This is a genomic window from Segatella baroniae B14 (assembly GCF_022024235.1).
GTDB classification, from domain to species: Bacteria; Bacteroidota; Bacteroidia; order Bacteroidales; family Bacteroidaceae; genus Prevotella; species Prevotella bryantii.
In genome coordinates this window covers 552,703-569,776 of sequence record NZ_CP091800.1, presented here as the reverse complement: position 1 = coordinate 569,776, position 17,074 = coordinate 552,703, and the positions used below count along the sequence as shown (strand labels likewise).

Genomic DNA, 17,074 nt, shown 5'->3' with positions numbered 1-17,074 from the left:
TCTCTTAAACTTTAAAAATATTACTAAATACCTTAGTTATTGTGTCTCTAATAATTGGCTACAAAAATACAATATTTTAACTATACTATATAAGAATTACAGTTATTTGAACCTGATTCATCCTAAAAATACCACGATATTGGTATATAATTAGTGGTTTCATCATACAGTATGCCGCATAATGACTTCTATGCGGCTCTATTTTCACTTAAAAGAATTCAGTTATTTAGATCACTAGTGTCCACTAAAAAGTGGTCCTAGTCAAGAAAAGTACAAAATTCACACCATTATGCTTACTATCTTGATTTTTTTATTTACTTTTGCATCAACTATTTGAAAACAGCAAAAACCTACATGTAACATATTTTTTTAAAACAAATCTAGTTATGAAACGATATTCAGTATTATTGATGTTCTGCCTATCTCTCCTTTTCACCATGAAGAGTGTACATGTTCAGGCAGAAAATTATCCGTATCGTAGTGATGTACTGTGGACTACTATTCCCAACCATGCCGACTGGCTTTATAAGGCCGGAGAAAAGGCTACCATTGAGGTAACCTTCCTTAAATATGGTATTCCTCGCGATTGTGAAGTGGAATTTCAGCTTGCACAAGATATGCTCAAACCATTTAAAAATGGAAAGGTACATCTTAAAAACGGCCGAGCCAAAATTGAGGTAGGAACAATGAACAAACCAGGATTCCTCGACTGCGTATTAAAGGCCAACGTGGATGGTACAGTTTATACCCACCATGTCAAAGTAGGCTTTTCGCCTGAAAAATTAACCCCTACTACCAAGAACCCTTCTGATTTTGATATTTTCTGGCAAAAGACACTTCAAGATGCCCGAAAACAACAACCGCTAGAATATACCATGAAGAAGGTGGAGCGTTATTCTGACCAAGAAATCGACTGTTATCTGGTGAAACTCAAAGTGGATCGTACTCATAGTGTATATGCCTATCTTACCAAACCGACTAAGAAAGGTTCATACCCAGTTGTACTCTGTCCACCGGGAGCAGGAGTGAAAACCATCAAGGAGCCTATGCGTCATAGCTACTATGCCCGTAATGGCATGATTCGTATGGAAATGGAGATTCATGGTATCAATCCAGAACTGTCTGAAGAAGACTTCAAGGACGTGCGTTCGGCTTTCAGCGAGTATCTTGATATGGGACTTGATAATCGTGAGAATTATTATATGCGTCATGTATATACAGCCTGCGTGAGGGCGATAGACTTCCTTACCTCGCTCGATGAATGGGATGGCAAGAATACGATCGTACAAGGAGGTAGTCAGGGAGGAGCACTAAGTCTGATTACAGCTGCACTCGATAAGCGTGTTACGCTGTCGGTGGTTAATCATCCGGCTTTGAGCGAAATGGCAGGTTACGCAAATGGAGGAACTGGTGGCTATCCTCATTTCGTGAAGAAAAATGGTATGCAGACTCCAGAGAAGATCAAGACGATGGCATATTATGATGTTGTCAACTTTGCACGCCGCATCACCTGTCCGGTCTACATGACGTGGGGATTTAACGACAACACCTGTCCACCTACGACGAGCTACATGGTATGGAATCTGCTTCAAGGACCTAAAGACTCACTCATTACTCCGATTAATGAGCATTGGACAAGTGACGCTACAGAATATGGACAGATGGTCTATATCAAAAATCATCTGAAATAAGTATCGCCAGAATACATCCTAAAGAAAGTATTAGTCCATACAGACTAATACTTTTTTTGCCTTACTCGATAATTTTAACCATAAAATATCGACAATGCCAAAATATTTTATACATTTGCATGAAGAACATCATACGCATCAATTTATTATATCATTTACATGAAAACATTTTTTGCTCAACAAGAAGTTAATACTGGCCGACAGATAGAACTCGATCTACTTAAATCGTTCACTATCATCTGTTGTCTCATCGGTGCACATATTTGCGATGAGTTTATTTTCGATTTTGATAATAGCCTTGTTTGGACACAATCTTATGTGTTCGGACGTGTTTTAGGTGCACCTATTTTTATGTTTAGTATGGGGTTTACCATGATGTACACCACACATCATACAGCTGGAGATATGTTTTGGCGTGCCATCAAACTGTTAACGTTTGGCCAAACGCTTAATATTTTCAGATATGCCATACCCTATTATTTGGGGGCTCAACTTGACCCTGCTTACTATAATCCTCAACAGGTACTTAATTTTTCGAGCGACATCTTACAGTTAGCCGGACTGGCTTTCATCGTAATGGCGATAACCCGTGCACTGAAGTTATCCACAGCTTTAACCCTCCTTATTGCCATCGGTATGTCATTGCTGGGTACTTTCCTTACAGGAGTAGAGACGAATAACTATATGGTTAATCAGGCTTTAGGGTTGCTATGGCCTACACACACCGAAAGTTATTACCCGCTATTCAACTGGTTTATCTTTATCGCAGGTGGCCAATGGATGGGATCAATATATCGGCATATCAACAATAAGAAAGCATTTTTCAGCATTGCCATCCCTATAGGAATATTTACGATAAGTGCCTATTTTTATCTGCAGCTTTACACATCGCAGACCTATCTGGGTGCACTAGGAGATAATCTGAGCAGATACTGCTGGCTTCATTTAGGTGAAGCACTTTTCATCATGAGCTTTATACCGATGCTGATAGGTATCAGTTATTTGATAACTACCTATATACAGCATCATCTTTCAGAAGAGGTCATCACGCATTTACAATTTCCATCATGCCATATTAATAAGTACTATAGTGTATCATGGGGTGTTATCACTATTGGCAGCACCATGTTTAATCTGCATAATACGAGCGATTATATGGTGACATGGATGGTCTGCACCCTTATCACTTCTATGATTGTTATGGTATACGTACGCCACTTTGAAGAATGGGTAGACGATTTTGTGGGCAGATACGACTGGATATTCATCATGACGGTATTTGCGATAACACTCTATATGGCTTATTATGCATATGCCACTTGTGAGGTAATGCCAAACTTCCTCAATAATTATCTGGACAATATCAAACTATAAATTCGATAAATATTATAATTTCTCGCCAAGAACACTAAGATGCCAAGAAAACCTTAAATACTTGGTAACAAAACGTTCTTGACGAGAAATTATTCATTTTACTCCCATTAACGTAAACGTTTACGACATCTTTTAACATAACATTTTTTGCTTTTTCCAAAAATGTTAAGTACTTTTGGCACATAAAAAATATGTAAAATAACATATAAAGCAAACAAGACCTAAACAAGGCAAATAAAAAAACCTCAGTAAGTAAATAAACCAAATCAATAATAATTTAACCTACAATTAACTTTTTATGAAACATTTTACGCGAATCAACACTTTGGTGTTATTTTTGCTGTGCCTGTTTGTTAACACGGTACACGCCTCAACTATCACGGCGCTCTGGGATTTTCAGAACATGAATCCATCCTCGCTCTCCGGGATTAAAATCGAGGGCACAGAGACCCACGTGGCTTCTTCTAATTCATCGATTAACATGTTTGTTATCGCCAAAAGCGGTAAGTTTGCAGTCCGCACGAGTGATGTACAGATGAATGCTAACACGTATCTGCGCATACCTGTACAGAGTACCAAAGACGTCATCACTATCGTAAGTTACCCAGGTTATCACAACTATACTATTAATGGTACAGCAGCTACTGCTAACACAACAACCCATACTGCGACTGCCAGCGAAGTAACACAGGGATATGTGCAGGTACAAGCTACTTCTACCACCTATTTGTATAGTATCAAACTGGTACAGACGGTATCCAATACCACCACAGCAACATGGGATTTCCAAAATGTAAACCCTTCGGCACTAAGTGGACTAACCATCGAAGGAACAAGCGGACATATACCATCTACTTTGAGCGATGTGAATATCTACTGCATAGGTGCTTACGGTAAGTTTGCCCAGCGCACAAGCGATGCTCAGGTTAATGCCAAGACAACCCTCCGTATTCCAGTTACCAGCACCAGCGATGTCGTTACCGTTACAAGCTATCCAGGCTATCACAACTATGCACTTGGCGGAACAGCAGTAAGCAGCGATAAAGTTACTCACACTGCTACCGCTACAGAAGTATCTCAAGGCTATGTCGTACTCTATACTTCAGCTACCAGCTATCTGTATAGCATTCAGGTAGCCATGCAAAACTATACCGGTTCGGGTACAGCAACATCTTCCACTTCATCAAACAGCTCTAGCAGCAGTTCAAGCACAGGATCAACAGACAACACGACAACAGCCAGTGGCAACTTCACCGCAGTAAGTCAAGAATATTATGTAGTAACAGCTGGTAGCGCAAGCAGTTTTCTGTCAGCACTGAGCAAGGCTAACAGCAGTACCTCTTCATCACGTAAGTATATCTTCCTGCCTAATGGCACCTACGATCTCGGTACCACCTGCCTTACCGCTATCACCGGTAGCAACATCTCTATTATCGGCCAGAGTATGGAAGGTACCATTATCAAGAATACACCCGCAGTAGCCAATGAGGGTATCAGCACCACTGCCACCATTATCAATAAAGGTAACAACAACTATTTCCAAGATCTTACCCTCAAGAATGCACTCGATTACTATAATGCCGGCAGTGCCGGTAGAGCTGTAGCCTTACAAGATAAAGGTACAGGTACCATCTGTAAGAATGTATGTCTCGATTCTTATCAAGATACCTATTATTCTAACAACACCAACGGACAGTATTATTTCGAAGGCAGTACCATTTACGGTACAGTAGACTTTATCTGCGGTAGCGGTGATGCCTTCTTCAATAATTGTACCCTTGGCGTTCGCAAACGTACCTCTAATGGTTCCGGTAGTTGTGTTATCGCAGCTCCTTACACTTCTACCTCATGGGGATACGTATTCAATAATTGTACCATCAGCAATGCTGCTGCCAGTTATAGTCTGGGGCGTGCCTGGGGGGGCAGTCCTAAACTCGCCTATATCAACACCGTATTGACAGACCCTACCAATATTCTCTCTACCCGATTCACAACAGCAGGTATGAATGTGGTAGCTAATAAGTTTGTAGAATACAACTCCAAGAATACCAGCGGTACCACCGTTTCTCCTTCTTCTAATATCGTCAGCTTTACCTATGGGTCTACCACCAACAAGATGGAAACGATACTCTCTGATAGCAAAGCAGCAGGCTATGCCCTAAGCAAGGTATTTACCAGTTGGACTCCTAATGAGGATGCAGCACAACTTACGGTGAACAAAGTATCACAGAGTGGCAGCAAAATCAGCTGGAGTGCCGTCAGCGGTGCCAGTTCGTATGCCATCTTCAAGGATGACAAATATGTAGCTATCGTAGGCAGCGGAACGACCTCATACACGATTTCAGCTACCGGTACTTATTCCGTACGCGCTTCTAATCCGATGGGAGGATTCGGTACAGCAGCCAGTGTCAAGGTTACCAGCATCAGCAGTAGTTCTACGAGCGGTTCATCTACCACTACCTCAGGAATGAGCAGCTATGATCAGAATGCACCTATAGGATGGGCCACTTATGGCGGCAGCGTGACCGGTTCAAGCGATAAGAATACCGTAACCGTTACAACAGCAGACGAATTGGTTTCGGCTTTAGCAGGCACATCTGCAACAACAATCTATGTGAAAGGCACCCTTACCTTTACCGGCCAGCTTACTGTAAATGGTGCCAAGAACAAAACCGTATATGGTCTTCCAGGCAGTGCATTGAGCAACCCTACTCATACTTCTACTGTGAGTAAAACCGGTATTCTCTTCCTCAAAAACTGTTCTAACATCATACTTCGCAACCTTACATTCAAGGGGGCAGGTGCCTATGATATCGATGGTAATGACAACCTTACCCTACAAAACTGTCAGTATATCTGGGTAGACCACTGTGATTTTCAGGATGGTGTAGACGGCAACTTCGATGCCAATAATGGAAGTAATAATATCGCTGTTACCTGGTGCCGTTTCCGTTATCTTATCACACCATGGGCCGGAGGTTCAGGCGGTTCAGACAAGCACTGCTTCTCTAATCTTTGGGGAGGAAGCGATAAGAATGCATCTAAAGACGAAGGTAAACTCAATACCACATTCGCTAACTGTTGGTGGGATGAAGGTTGTATCGAGCGCATGCCTCGCGTACGATTTGGCAAGATTCACATCGTCAACTGTCTTTACTCCAGCAGTGTAGCATCTTACTGTATCGGTGCAGCCTACAAGAGCAATATCTACGTGGAAAATACAGCCTTTACCAGCAGTAAGGCTCAGAAGAATCCATGGGCTAACAAAGCTACCTCTAGTGGTTATACCGACTATAACATTACGTTAACAGGATGTAGCGGTGCTACCAATACCCAGAGCCGTTCGGGCAGCAATAGCTACTTTAATCCTTCCAGCTATTATAGTTATAGTGCTTACGATGTCAGCAAGGTTGAATCACAGGTAAGTACCTATGCAGGTGCCACCCTGTCTATTTCAGTCAATGCCAAGAGCAATCTGCTGAACGCAACCATCACAGCAATCAACTCTGTAGAAGGCGATGCAACAGCTACCGCTGTAGAATATTACAATGCCAACGGCATCAAGAGTAATAACCTTCAGCCTGGTCTTAACATTATTCGCACAACCTATAGCGATGGTACCATCACTATCAAGAAGGTTATGCAATAAAATGTAGTTTCGAAATATTTCGATTAAAAAATAAACTTTTTTAATCGAAATATTTGGAGAATGAAAAATAAAGATTATATTTGCAATATCTAATATCAATTGCTTATGAAGCTGTCTGATCTTCTGAGCTATACATTATTAAACTAACACATTTATAATATTATGGAAAAACGATTTTCAATAGCCAAAACATTAGTAGCTGCATTGTTGATTTCTGGATCAGCAAGTTTTGTTTCTTGTAGTAAGTCAGATAACCCAGTATCTCCTGGAACAGAAGAAACAACAGGTTCATATATTACTACAATTGATGATCTGGTAAAGGCTATTCAAGATGCTGGTGCTGAAGCTACCGTTATTAAGTTGGCTCCAGGTATCAACCTGACTCTTAATGAGACTATCGATCTTTCAGGCAAACAGATTACGATTTTGACACCAGCCAACAGTACTGCTGCTCATCTTGTATTAGGCGAGAACGGAGGTTTCATTGTCAACAACAATTTCAAGTTGAGTAATGTGACAATTGATGCAACAGCTTCCACTACCCCACTGATCAGTTTGAATACTGTAAACGAGCAAGTTACTACTATAGAAGCTATCGACTTCGAGAATGTATCCGTAACAGGACTCAAGAAAGCGCTCTTCTATTCAAGCACTAAGAATTATCTCATTACCAACTTTAATATCGTCAACAGTCTCGTTGAGCAGGCAGGTGATGCTATTACCATTGATTTTACCAAGGGTAGTTGTGCTAAGACTTTGACTATTGAGAACTCTACGATTTGGGGTAATGTACCCGGAGCTACGACTAAGAGTATGTATTCTTCTCAAAGTGGTCAAAAGCTTACTGAAATAGAAGAAAACAGTACCCAAACGTTCAATATCAAGAATTCTACATTCTATAATCTCGCTAAATCGAAAAACTTCTACACTCATCGCCAATCTAACCAAAAATGGTTAGCATACAATGTAGAAAACAGCGTATTTGTCGACTGCGGTAAGAGTGGCCAAGTTATTAAAGGTTTGAATGGTGGTTCTCAGGGTACTAACCCTACATGGAATATTTCTGGAAACTTATTCAACTATGAAGGTGTCAATACAGGAGTGAATGAAGTAACAGGTGATACAAATGAGCCGGTTAAGAACAGCGTAGAAGGCATAGCTACAATTACAAGCACAGCAGAAGGCTTAACCGTATCTATGCCATCTTCAGTAGGAGACCCAAGATGGCTTAAATAACAGATATAGCAAATATTTATATAAATAAATACAAATATAAATCCCATTTACTTCGATGTAAATGGGATTTATTTGTATGGATAAAAAGGTAACTAAGGTCTGTACCTATTGAGATGCAAAAATCGAGATCATGCTCTATAAGAGCAATGATGAGCGCAGTTTTTTTATGCATTCCATTTATGATCCAGCCAGAACCATAGTTTCATCATCAGGTAGCCCCAGATGAAAAACACGGTAACGAGAAACTGCATGGATACTGGTGACTGGTAGTGGTCGGTTTGAAAGTAGTGTTGCCAGTTGGGTATGTCGGTATAGTAATATTGGCCACAACCAAATTGGAGTCCATCAATTAGTCCTATGCGTTGGGTCATCATATAGAGACTGACGACAGCCGTTATGGCTAATGTAATCAAGGCATATTTTCCTATTTTTTTCATGTGTAAATATAATGTTGCTTGATTTTCAAATAGTTACGGGGTAAATGGTACAAAAATGTGCATGGCTAAATAGACTATGTTTAGCTACTGCTAAGGCAGTTATTCTACTTCTTGTTATGAAATATTAAGAAAAAGACTCTTACCTTTAACTTTTTATAAGTACAATTTTTATCCGTAACTTTCCATAATTGGAAAGTTTTGCTTATCTTTGCGGTGAACAACAATAGATAGGTAGATATGGAGAACAAGAGCTTAGGAATGATTATACGCGAGGAGCGAAAGAAGAAAAGTCTTACGCAAGCCCAACTCGGCAGGCTGATCGGTCTGAAGGAGTCTCGCGTGTCAAAGATTGAGCATGGCGCACCGATAACGCCAGAGGTGGCATCTTTCATTCTTGGCAAGATGGGGTCGGCATTGCAGATTAATGTCGTTGACAAATCGGGCTTTAACTCAGAGGAGAGTGATTTTGTCGTGTCAGTTATCAACAACTTCGCTGACGAGAAGAAGGTTCCTCTTACACAAGCTTACAGCTACATCGTGACTTTCAAGGGGATGGATTTTCTACGCCAATACCAGGACATTGAGAAGACCCTCAGCAATCAAGAGATTGTCAATGATGTCTCACGTGTATGTGCCAATAACGGTGGTCGTTTATGATACTTTATCACGGCAGTAACCAACTGATAACCAAGATTGACCTGTCAAAGAGTAAGGACTTCAAGGACTTTGGTCGTGGCTTCTATCTGACGAAGGATTATACTCGTGCAGTCGCCATGGCTCAGCGGACCACTGCTATTATTGGAGAAGGCAGTCCGGAAGTGTCACCGTTCATATTCAATCCATCAAGATGCCCCATCGATGTAAGGATAAAGAAGTTCGATGGCAGAACGGCTGAATGGGCGTTTTTTGTGTTAAGGAACAGAGAAAAGAGTACTCTTCATGCCTACAAGCATGACTATGACATTGTCATCGGTCCTGTTGCGGACTCACGTGTGGATGCCATATTATTGGAGTATCGAAGGATCTATGGCGACGCATACGACAGAAGTTCAAACCTCATCAAGTTAGCAAAACAGCTGAAATATCCAGGCCCGGAATACATCCAATATTGCTTTTGTACAGAAAAAGGAATTAGACAATTAATATTAGACTTATGATTACAGATAAACTCGAAATAGAAAAATTGCTGTCAAGGCTCACAACCTATATTGCCAAAGAGCTGCACCTATCAACCATGGCAGCTGTCGGCGCGGTATGCATGTCAAAAGTAGCCAATGAGCTGGCTGGAGGAAAGATACCAGAAGGAACATCTTTTGATGAGTTGTCGGAACGACTGTTCAAAGAGGTAACGATGGCACAATGAGGAGTAAAAGTCCTGCTATGTAACTAAAGAGAAACCATTTACATTCAATCCTATGATAGCAAAGTGTACCATCAGGAGAGCAACGGTCAATGATATATTTCTAAAACAAAACGATAATTATATAACATTTACGTTCATATATTATGAAAGAATTGACAATGGAAGAGAAAATGACTTTGCTGATTGAGATCAACAGCCTTCTTGCTACTATCCCCGACTATCAATTGGCAATGTCAGAGAGCGAAATGGAATACTATCATATTTTCATCACCGACAAAGGATATATTGACCGTCTCTACCTTGAATACGGAGAAATCAGCGACAAGTTTCTTGGCAAAACGCGCAAAGAAGCGATACAGAGCCTTGCCCACAATTGGATTTTCATGTATGGCGAAGACCTCTTCGCAGCAAAACTCTACTGGTCTTGGGAGAAGAAACTCTCTCAGATAGACAAGTTTAAACACTTTTGTGCCTACTGCGATTCCTATATTTACAAAACATAGATTATTTATTAGGGTGTCCAGTTAGATGTTCCGAGAAACAGAGGCTGATATCACCCGTTGAGTTGTTAATATAATGTTCTGATATTTAACGTTTTAAGTAACGAAATAGTTCTTTGAAAATTTGCATAACTCATTGATTTTTAGTAACTTTGAAGTATAATTCAAGAGTATATAAATCAATGAAAAAGTTAGATTCAAGCCGTGATAAAGAGACACCCCAAGAGGAGCTAAAACGTCTTCGTAAAGAGAACAAGAAACCTGCATCTCAAAAAGACAAGTTCAAGGCTAAGTATGACAAAGCCCAGAAGGAGCTTTAAAAAAAAAGACGTTCGGAAGATAACATTGACCGAAGAACAAAGTCGGTTACTTTCGAGCCTGTTCCCGGACATAGATTCCCTCTTATAGTCATTCAACTCTGCGTTTTAATCTACATGCGTACACCATGTGGGCTGCGAACAGTAGTGACAATCCTGGAGATCTTCACCGAGCTGCTGGGTGATGCTTTCGGAAAGGCCCCGTGCTACAACACTGTTGAGAACTGGATTAAAAAACTTGGCCTCTCTGTCTAGCAGGATGACCAGCCATACAAGGACAAGAAGTTCGCAATGGTCGTGGATGAGAGTATTGCCATAAATGGGCAGAAACTTCTCTTGACTCTTGGTGTTCCTTCCGAGCATCAGGGGCGTCCTTTAAGACATGAGGATGTTACGGTTCTTGACATGTCGGTCAGCAAGGGTTTCAATGGCGATGACGTTCAAGACAGAATAAAGGCAGCAGAGAAATCTGCTGGAAGTGATTCCGATTACATCATAAGTGACAAAGGCCATAATCTGGTCAAGGGTATTACTGGATCCGGGCATATATATCATGCAGATATTAGTCATTCCATGGGTGTAATCCTCTAGGAGGTTTATGGGGAGCAATCTGATTTTACGGAGCTTACGACACTCCTTGGCAAGAAACGGTTGCAGTCACTAGTGTCTCCAAATTATTGTTAATTTAGGATGTATCTATCTATAAAACAACATTATAGCGGTTAAAGGCCTTGTCCGGGATTTGAAATGCTTACCTTTGCATCCGAATCATTTTCGGAGCAAAAAATGCATATAGGTCAGTACATTTTCGCCCAACTTACGGCTTTTCTTCCGCAGCGTCAGTTCAGACGTATCGCCAAAAAGTATATGGATCAAACTTTCAATTGGAATCCATCTCCATGGAGTCATCTTCTGGCTCTTATGTATGGGCAGCTAGCAGGCTGTGGCAGTCTCCGTGAGCTAACGGACATACTGGCAGCACATGCGAAAAGATCATACAGTCTTGGATTTGGTGCGCGACCTATAAATCGTACTTCTTTGTCTCGCGTAAATTCCTATCGGGATTACCATATCTTTGAGGATTTCGCATTTTACATGATAAATATCGCACAGGGCAAACGCATTACAAAGGACTTCGAACTCCATGGAAGATTCTATGCTGTCGATTCAACCACCATTGATCTTTGTATGTCTATGTTCAACTGGGCTCATTTCAGAAGTACCAAGTCAGGCATTAAAGTCCACACTCAAATTGATATAGCGACAGAGATACCTGTTTTTTACAGGATTACGAACGCTAAACTTCATGATTCCCATTTCATGGATATGCTTACATACGAACCTTCAGCGTGTTATGTCTTTGATAGAGGCTACTTTGACCTCTCCAGAATGTTCTCCATCTCTCAAACTGGTGCATTCTTCATCATCAGAGAAAAGGGCAAACCAACCTACGAGATAGTTGATGGAAGCGATTTCCTCGAAGGAGACGATGGTATACTCCGTGACCAGACAATTAGATTTACCGGCAAACGAAATAAAGGCAACTACCCATCTAATCTTCGTAGAGTCGTATATTATGCCAAAGAACTGAAAAGATCGTTCAACTATTATACAAACAACTTCTATCTCAAAGCAAAAGATATTGCCTTGTTGTACCGATATCGTTGGCAGGTCGAGCTCTTTTTTAAATGGATAAAGCAGCATCTCAAGGTGAAAACATTCTGGGGAACCTCTGAAAATTTTGTAAGAATTCAGATTCATGTTGCCATTATAACCTATTGCCTTATAGCCATTGTAGAGCATGACTTAAAGATTGGAAGGCCTGTCGTGGAGGTGATGCGAATACTGGGCAACTCGTTACTCGTTAAAGACAGTATTAATGAACTGTTCCAACCCTTTAAGATGGAATACGAGGATGGCGACGATGGGCAGCTATGTATAGACTTCAAATTCAATTAACAATTGTTAGGAGACACTAGTGACTTATTTTTTCGTTTCAAATTAACTGACTAAATTTCTACTATCGTATTACCAAGATCGGCTGTTCTTGCAATATTAACATTGCCGAGTGCAGCTAAATCTTCTACAAAGTTACGACAGGTTGCGTCTGGCTACAACCCCTTACGTGTATTTGACCTCAGAAAAGGCCGATTTTGCTTGTTTTACCCGCTTATTTGCCGTTTTTTCGACACAATCGGACTCGGATTTGGCCAATAGCAACGCTCCGCTTCTATGGTTCATGACGCGCCCTTGCGCTTCTCCTTGGTTGACGCGCTCTTGCCCTCCGCCTTTCTTCGCTCCGCCTCCCAGTCCTCCTTCAAGTAATAGAGCCGGTTGCCGTTGGCCTTCTTCGTCCGCACATTGTGGGTGTTGGCGAACCGCCTGACCTGCGTCTTGCCGAGACCGTAGATGCGCATCAGCTCTCCGCAGGTGTACCAATGCTCGCCGAGCGTCCTGCCCAAACGCTCACGCTCCTCAGCGATGGCCTTGTCGACAGCCTCCTTCGGATAGCACGTCGTGCCGAAAGCGTGGATGGACGGAATCTGATACCGCATTCTAAGTGTATAGAGACGGCCATAGCTATAGTCGAACTTGGCGCAGATCTCCGCCATGGTATAATGTGTGTCATGGGTAACGCCAACGGGAGCACGATCCTTGGCAGTTCCTTTCGACACTCTGCGAGTCTTTGCACCATCATTCACCTTTCCCTTGCTGTCCTTCCCCTTGCAATCATTCCGTTTGTCTTTTGAGAATATCGACTGCGAGAGCGTCTCCCCAAGTGCCGCCTCTATCATACTAAGAATCTCTTTCCGTGCGACGACGGTCACACGCTCCGAGAGTTTGACCGGGTGCAGCTTCCCCCGACTGACCATCGTGTAGTAAGTCCTCAAACTGATGCCGAGCAGTTCAGCCACCTGCCGCGGACGATAGAACTCCTGCCGCGGTCTTACGTTGACCTCGCTGCCGCCCGAACTGTTAAGTTGTGTTTCGCTTTTCTTTCCCATAGTGCTTGTTCTTGTGAATTTATCCGTTTTCAGCATTGTCTGACAATTTTGGTGCAGCGGCGTTGCATTATCTGCTTTAGGGTGCAACATCTTATGCAGCGGCACTTCATTGTCAAGTTCCAAATGCGGTACAAAATTAATCAAAGCGGATGGAACTCGCAATAGCCATTTGGAAAGACTGCAAACGCTTGTTAACTGATAATCAACTAATTATTTGCAGGCGTTTGCAACCGTTTGCTGACATTAAAGTTCATGTGGGATTTTATTTAGAGTTGGATGGATGGGATTGAAAAGAATCTTCCACTCAGTAATACCCAAACCACGAAATAGGTGAGTGCGATATTAAAGAGTTGTCCAATAATGTATAGAGCTATAGGTTTTCCTCCTTCTACTTTTTGACCAAGTTCCTTGAAATTTGTTTCCAATCCGATACTGGTGAAAGCTAGTGCAAAGGCCCAGTTCTTAAATTGTCCCAGATGCTTGATGATGTCACCTGTTTGTTCTACGCCAAGGGTTGGTTGGAGAACGAACGTGATGTAAAACTCGGTTTGCAGAGCGGGCTTGAGCCATAGGGGTGTTTTAATCGTGTTGGCGATAAGTAGTCCGATGATTAATGCCAAAAATGCATATTCCAGATATTTGTTAAATAGCTCCTGCGCCGAAATAAGACGTACTAAGGTCGTTAGCAGGAATAAAACAGAGAAGGCTCCGATAAATTGCGAGGCTTTCTTGCTTTCCAGTTTGTTGCCTAAGGTGAACATACACCGATTGAATTGGATATGCACCGCCCTGTCTTTGCACTAAAATGGCGGCGAAAGAAAAATACAGAGCAAAAAGGTACAAACGTCAGTTGATGGAATGCGTTGCCTTTTCCTTGAAGTTCCCGATATTTCCCTTCTGTTCCCTGCTGCTTTGAAGTATGGTAAACTCATCATACTTTTGTAGACATAAACGTGCGATGATACGCAAAACAGGTAAAGGTATTGTCAATACCAATAAGACAGAAATACAAACAAAACAATAATAAATCTATGGGATATTTTATCATTACGGACTCAAATTGGGCAAGGTTGAGGGACGAGATACTCAGCCTTGCCGAGACCTGCCACAAGGCTTTCGGAGAACAATGCAGACATACGGACTGGCTGCACAACGGTGATGTGTGCAAGTTGCTTAACATCAGTAAGCGCACCTTGCAGGACTATCGAGACAGGAGGATTATCCCCTACACACAGTTCGCAGGGAAGATTCTCTATAAGGCTTCGGATTTGGAGGAGATGTTGGAAGATAATTATAAGTGATGGAAAATAAATCAAGGAGAATACTCCGCATGTAACATCCGAACGAAGTCGTCTTATTTATAGTGTTTTGAGGCGATAAAAGCTGCAATTAAAATGCAACGACTCTTGTTGAAACCAATTCGTCTTGTGAATCGTTAGTACATGATGTTACTGATATGGCAAAAGCCATAATTGATAATAAGAAAAGTTTTTTCATCACCATATTGTTTTGATTTTAAAATATTTCCATTTAATCTTTGATGGTTTAATTGGATAGTAAAAACCGACACTGTTTCCATTATCATCATATCCAATCTTTTTCATAATAGTATACGCTTCATATCTACCATTTGTGTTGCTAGAAGAAACAATGAATCCCCTCTTTCCTGTATTTAGATTTACTCCAATAGAATCTTTATTATAATCATTATAGAAACCTTCTGTTAGAGCATATTCACCAGAAGACGGAATAAGTTTAATAACTTTAATGGTTTGCACAAAATATGTCTTTTTTTTGTCCAAATTATATTTTTCTATCCATTTCCCAAATTTTGCTCTTTCCCAAGAAACTGACAATATTTCGTCATATCCATATATCGAATCTTTCTTAGAGTCTTGATTTATTACGACATCTTCGGGCTTTTTTCTAAAATTGTTCTCTGCATTTAAAAAAGAGTTTGCGCTTTCATAATTACACACATCTTCTTGTGTATACAAAATCATTCCATCTTTCATGGAATAACGCAAAAGATGATTAGCGTCTTCTTCTTGACAACTAACCAAAAGAATTGTTAATATCGAAATAAAAACATATTTCATAAAAATCATTCCTCCTCAAAAATTGTATTTCATGTCAAAGATAACAATAAAAAACAAAGCAAACAACTATTTTTCCATTTTTTTTTGAAAATTTAACTACAGAGCAGCATGTGTAACTATTCAGCGGTAAGGCATATAAATTATCATTGATTATCAGCAAGTTACAGAATTAGATATAAACAAAATCAAGCGAATAATGTCATTTTGAGGTTTTTAACCACAATATTGTGCTTATAAGTTGCTGATATTCAACTTTAATAACCGCTGAATAGTTACAGCAACCGTGTTATGGTCCGAAATGCGTCATCAAATACCGTCCCTTAATTATACACAATACCACAATAGAGTTTATTTAAAAATATTTGAACATTAATATGTAGTCAAAAAGTAGTAATATGTAGGATAATTTCTAACTACATTCTAATCCTTTTTCTTTCACTATATTACCTCATATTGTAGTTATGTAGTAGGATAATATCGGTGAAAGAAAAAGGAAATATATTCATCGATTCTTGGTATTGCTCAACAGGAAGATTGGTGTTACAATGGCAGTCTCTGCCTGCAATTTTCTACTGGAGTACTTTCTGAACAAATGAGCCTCCGTGCTGTCTAACTGAAAGGACAGGGCGATGATGACTAGAAGCGGATAGAGCGGTGCATAACCTTTGAACCGTCCATTGATAACGACTTCTTCCTCTCTCACTTTCATCGTCGTGGAATCTCTCCATTAGACTTATGGATTCAGGCAGCAGCTTAATACGGCATAATACGCCTGTCTTGTGGCGATTGAACTTCAGCCACATTTTACCTTCATCGTCACGTACAAGGTGGGACTTGCTCAGTTCCATCAAGTCGCAATAGGCTGCACCTGTATAATAGGCAAAGAGAAATATATCCCTTGACGTTTCCATTTCATCCTCCAAGTCCTTAAAGCGGAGAGCCTTTAGAGTAATCCTTTGAGTAATATCAATCAGGATGATATCGAAAGTATAGATGTGCTCAAAGATGCCTCTGCTGCTGCTTTGTATGGTTCAAGATGACCTATACAAAAGATTGGTACACCGGTCATCATATCGACCTTTTGGCTGGTGAAGAGAGCTATGAGAAAACACGTCGTTCTTGGGGAGCTAAGCGTTATAACTAGGCAGATTATGATTATACTATTTATGAAGCTGCTTACAATGATATTGCCAACATTGGTACTCAATACACTGAGGTTGGTATGTTGTAGTACCATCGAGGCTGTGCATCAGCAGATTCTGGCTGATGTAAGTGATGCTCATATTGCTGCTTTGCCTCTCTATGCGCAAGAGGGTGATGTGCGATTCTCGCAACTGACCTATAAACCTAACGGATTTATTCGTATGGATCAAAGGGTAACTACGGTCTATACCTATTGAGAT

17 protein-coding genes and 3 pseudogenes are annotated in these 17,074 nt (G+C 40.8%); 14 read left to right on the top strand and 6 right to left on the bottom strand.

The annotated features are described in order from the left end of the window. Positions 1-386 precede the first annotated feature (386 nt). The 4 genes from L6469_RS12430 (at position 387) to L6469_RS12415 (ending at position 7,950) form a co-directional block, all read left to right on the top strand. A complete protein-coding gene (locus L6469_RS12430; protein WP_006281506.1) occupies positions 387-1,691 on the top strand; it encodes an acetylxylan esterase in 1,305 nt (434 codons plus the stop codon). Between the two features lie 159 nt (positions 1,692-1,850). Next, positions 1,851-3,065 (top strand): heparan-alpha-glucosaminide N-acetyltransferase domain-containing protein, encoded by a 1,215-nt coding sequence (locus tag L6469_RS12425; protein ID WP_006281507.1) that lies wholly within the window; start codon positions 1,851-1,853, stop codon positions 3,063-3,065. Between the two features lie 298 nt (positions 3,066-3,363). Then, positions 3,364-6,714 carry a pectinesterase family protein gene (locus L6469_RS12420; RefSeq protein WP_081456314.1) on the top strand — a complete coding sequence of 1,117 codons (3,351 nt, stop codon included), beginning with the start codon at positions 3,364-3,366 and terminating at the stop codon, positions 6,712-6,714. A gap of 162 nt (positions 6,715-6,876) precedes the next feature. Then, entirely contained in the window at positions 6,877-7,950 is a 1,074-nt protein-coding gene (locus L6469_RS12415) for a DUF4957 domain-containing protein (protein ID WP_006281509.1), read from the top strand. A 164-nt stretch (positions 7,951-8,114) separates the two neighbouring features. On the opposite strand, the gene L6469_RS12410 is transcribed toward L6469_RS12415, so the two are convergent. Beyond that, on the bottom strand, positions 8,115-8,387 hold the full coding sequence (locus tag L6469_RS12410; RefSeq protein WP_006281510.1) for a hypothetical protein: 273 nt from the start codon (positions 8,385-8,387) through the stop codon (positions 8,115-8,117). A 237-nt stretch (positions 8,388-8,624) separates the two neighbouring features. Between L6469_RS12410 and L6469_RS12405 the strand changes: the two genes are divergently transcribed. From L6469_RS12405 to L6469_RS12375, 7 genes are all read left to right on the top strand, one after another. Continuing rightward, complete coding sequence (locus L6469_RS12405; RefSeq protein WP_006281511.1) at positions 8,625-9,044, top strand: DUF3791 domain-containing protein; 420 nt, start codon at positions 8,625-8,627, stop codon at positions 9,042-9,044. Beyond that, positions 9,041-9,544, top strand: a complete 504-nt coding sequence (locus L6469_RS12400; RefSeq protein WP_006281512.1) for a DUF3990 domain-containing protein — start codon at positions 9,041-9,043, stop codon at positions 9,542-9,544. Before L6469_RS12405 ends, L6469_RS12400 begins: the two co-directional genes overlap by 4 nt. Next, positions 9,541-9,750 carry a hypothetical protein gene (locus L6469_RS12395; RefSeq protein WP_039869635.1) on the top strand — a complete coding sequence of 70 codons (210 nt, stop codon included), beginning with the start codon at positions 9,541-9,543 and terminating at the stop codon, positions 9,748-9,750. Before L6469_RS12400 ends, L6469_RS12395 begins: the two co-directional genes overlap by 4 nt. A gap of 143 nt (positions 9,751-9,893) precedes the next feature. Next, the gene (locus L6469_RS12390; protein ID WP_039869638.1) at positions 9,894-10,253 is read left to right on the top strand and encodes a hypothetical protein; all 360 of its coding nucleotides are present in this window, start codon (positions 9,894-9,896) and stop codon (positions 10,251-10,253) included. A gap of 179 nt (positions 10,254-10,432) precedes the next feature. Continuing rightward, positions 10,433-10,570 (top strand): hypothetical protein, encoded by a 138-nt coding sequence (locus L6469_RS12385; protein WP_006281514.1) that lies wholly within the window; start codon positions 10,433-10,435, stop codon positions 10,568-10,570. Between the two features lie 294 nt (positions 10,571-10,864). Further along, positions 10,865-11,158, top strand: a complete 294-nt coding sequence (locus L6469_RS12380) for a hypothetical protein (protein ID WP_223918725.1) — start codon at positions 10,865-10,867, stop codon at positions 11,156-11,158. A gap of 195 nt (positions 11,159-11,353) precedes the next feature. Beyond that, a complete protein-coding gene (locus tag L6469_RS12375; RefSeq protein ID WP_006281516.1) occupies positions 11,354-12,526 on the top strand; it encodes an IS4 family transposase in 1,173 nt (390 codons plus the stop codon). A 278-nt stretch (positions 12,527-12,804) separates the two neighbouring features. Here L6469_RS12375 and L6469_RS12370 read toward each other — a convergent pair whose 3' ends face one another. Together L6469_RS12370 and L6469_RS12365 are read right to left on the bottom strand one after the other, a co-directional pair. Continuing rightward, a complete protein-coding gene (locus tag L6469_RS12370; RefSeq protein WP_006281517.1) occupies positions 12,805-13,662 on the bottom strand; it encodes a helix-turn-helix transcriptional regulator in 858 nt (285 codons plus the stop codon). Between the two features lie 176 nt (positions 13,663-13,838). Further along, on the bottom strand, positions 13,839-14,333 hold the full coding sequence (locus L6469_RS12365) for a hypothetical protein (protein ID WP_006281518.1): 495 nt from the start codon (positions 14,331-14,333) through the stop codon (positions 13,839-13,841). 270 nt (positions 14,334-14,603) lie between these two features. Between L6469_RS12365 and L6469_RS12360 the strand changes: the two genes are divergently transcribed. Continuing rightward, positions 14,604-14,873, top strand: a complete 270-nt coding sequence (locus L6469_RS12360) for a helix-turn-helix domain-containing protein (protein WP_074803052.1) — start codon at positions 14,604-14,606, stop codon at positions 14,871-14,873. Between the two features lie 195 nt (positions 14,874-15,068). Here the strand turns inward: L6469_RS12360 and L6469_RS12355 are convergent, their stop codons facing one another. The 3 genes and pseudogenes from L6469_RS12355 to L6469_RS12345 form a co-directional block, all read right to left on the bottom strand. Next, positions 15,069-15,671 (bottom strand): hypothetical protein, encoded by a 603-nt coding sequence (locus L6469_RS12355; RefSeq protein ID WP_006281520.1) that lies wholly within the window; start codon positions 15,669-15,671, stop codon positions 15,069-15,071. A gap of 502 nt (positions 15,672-16,173) precedes the next feature. After that, positions 16,174-16,368: pseudogene (locus L6469_RS12350) on the bottom strand (hypothetical protein); the annotation flags it as partial. Position 16,369: 1 nt separating this feature from the next. Then, a pseudogene (locus L6469_RS12345) lies at positions 16,370-16,618 on the bottom strand (site-specific integrase); the annotation flags it as partial. Between L6469_RS12345 and L6469_RS12340 the strand changes: the two are divergent. Both L6469_RS12340 and L6469_RS12335 read left to right on the top strand, forming a co-directional pair. Continuing rightward, positions 16,619-16,708 (top strand): annotated as a pseudogene (locus L6469_RS12340) (TonB-dependent receptor plug domain-containing protein); the annotation flags it as partial. Between the two features lie 114 nt (positions 16,709-16,822). After that, complete coding sequence (locus L6469_RS12335; RefSeq protein ID WP_143067146.1) at positions 16,823-17,071, top strand: hypothetical protein; 249 nt, start codon at positions 16,823-16,825, stop codon at positions 17,069-17,071. The last annotated feature ends 3 nt before the right edge of the window (positions 17,072-17,074 follow it).

Bases quoted from the DNA above. Each gene is read 5' to 3' on its own strand.
- L6469_RS12410 (WP_006281510.1), bottom strand. From the start codon at position 8,387: ATGAAAAAAATAGGAAAATATGCCTTGATTACATTAGCCATAACGGCT.
- L6469_RS12370 (WP_006281517.1), bottom strand. From the start codon at position 13,662: ATGTTGCACCCTAAAGCAGATAATGCAACGCCGCTGCACCAAAATTGT.
- L6469_RS12405 (WP_006281511.1), top strand. From the start codon at position 8,625: ATGGAGAACAAGAGCTTAGGAATGATTATACGCGAGGAGCGAAAGAAG.
- L6469_RS12400 (WP_006281512.1), top strand. From the start codon at position 9,041: ATGATACTTTATCACGGCAGTAACCAACTGATAACCAAGATTGACCTG.
- L6469_RS12375 (WP_006281516.1), top strand. From the start codon at position 11,354: ATGCATATAGGTCAGTACATTTTCGCCCAACTTACGGCTTTTCTTCCG.
- L6469_RS12355 (WP_006281520.1), bottom strand. From the start codon at position 15,671: ATGAAATATGTTTTTATTTCGATATTAACAATTCTTTTGGTTAGTTGT.
- L6469_RS12395 (WP_039869635.1), top strand. From the start codon at position 9,541: ATGATTACAGATAAACTCGAAATAGAAAAATTGCTGTCAAGGCTCACA.
- L6469_RS12385 (WP_006281514.1), top strand. From the start codon at position 10,433: ATGAAAAAGTTAGATTCAAGCCGTGATAAAGAGACACCCCAAGAGGAG.
- L6469_RS12360 (WP_074803052.1), top strand. From the start codon at position 14,604: ATGGGATATTTTATCATTACGGACTCAAATTGGGCAAGGTTGAGGGAC.
- L6469_RS12430 (WP_006281506.1), top strand. From the start codon at position 387: ATGAAACGATATTCAGTATTATTGATGTTCTGCCTATCTCTCCTTTTC.
- L6469_RS12365 (WP_006281518.1), bottom strand. From the start codon at position 14,333: ATGTTCACCTTAGGCAACAAACTGGAAAGCAAGAAAGCCTCGCAATTT.
- L6469_RS12390 (WP_039869638.1), top strand. From the start codon at position 9,894: ATGAAAGAATTGACAATGGAAGAGAAAATGACTTTGCTGATTGAGATC.
- L6469_RS12420 (WP_081456314.1), top strand. From the start codon at position 3,364: ATGAAACATTTTACGCGAATCAACACTTTGGTGTTATTTTTGCTGTGC.
- L6469_RS12425 (WP_006281507.1), top strand. From the start codon at position 1,851: ATGAAAACATTTTTTGCTCAACAAGAAGTTAATACTGGCCGACAGATA.
- L6469_RS12335 (WP_143067146.1), top strand. From the start codon at position 16,823: ATGATTATACTATTTATGAAGCTGCTTACAATGATATTGCCAACATTG.
- L6469_RS12415 (WP_006281509.1), top strand. From the start codon at position 6,877: ATGGAAAAACGATTTTCAATAGCCAAAACATTAGTAGCTGCATTGTTG.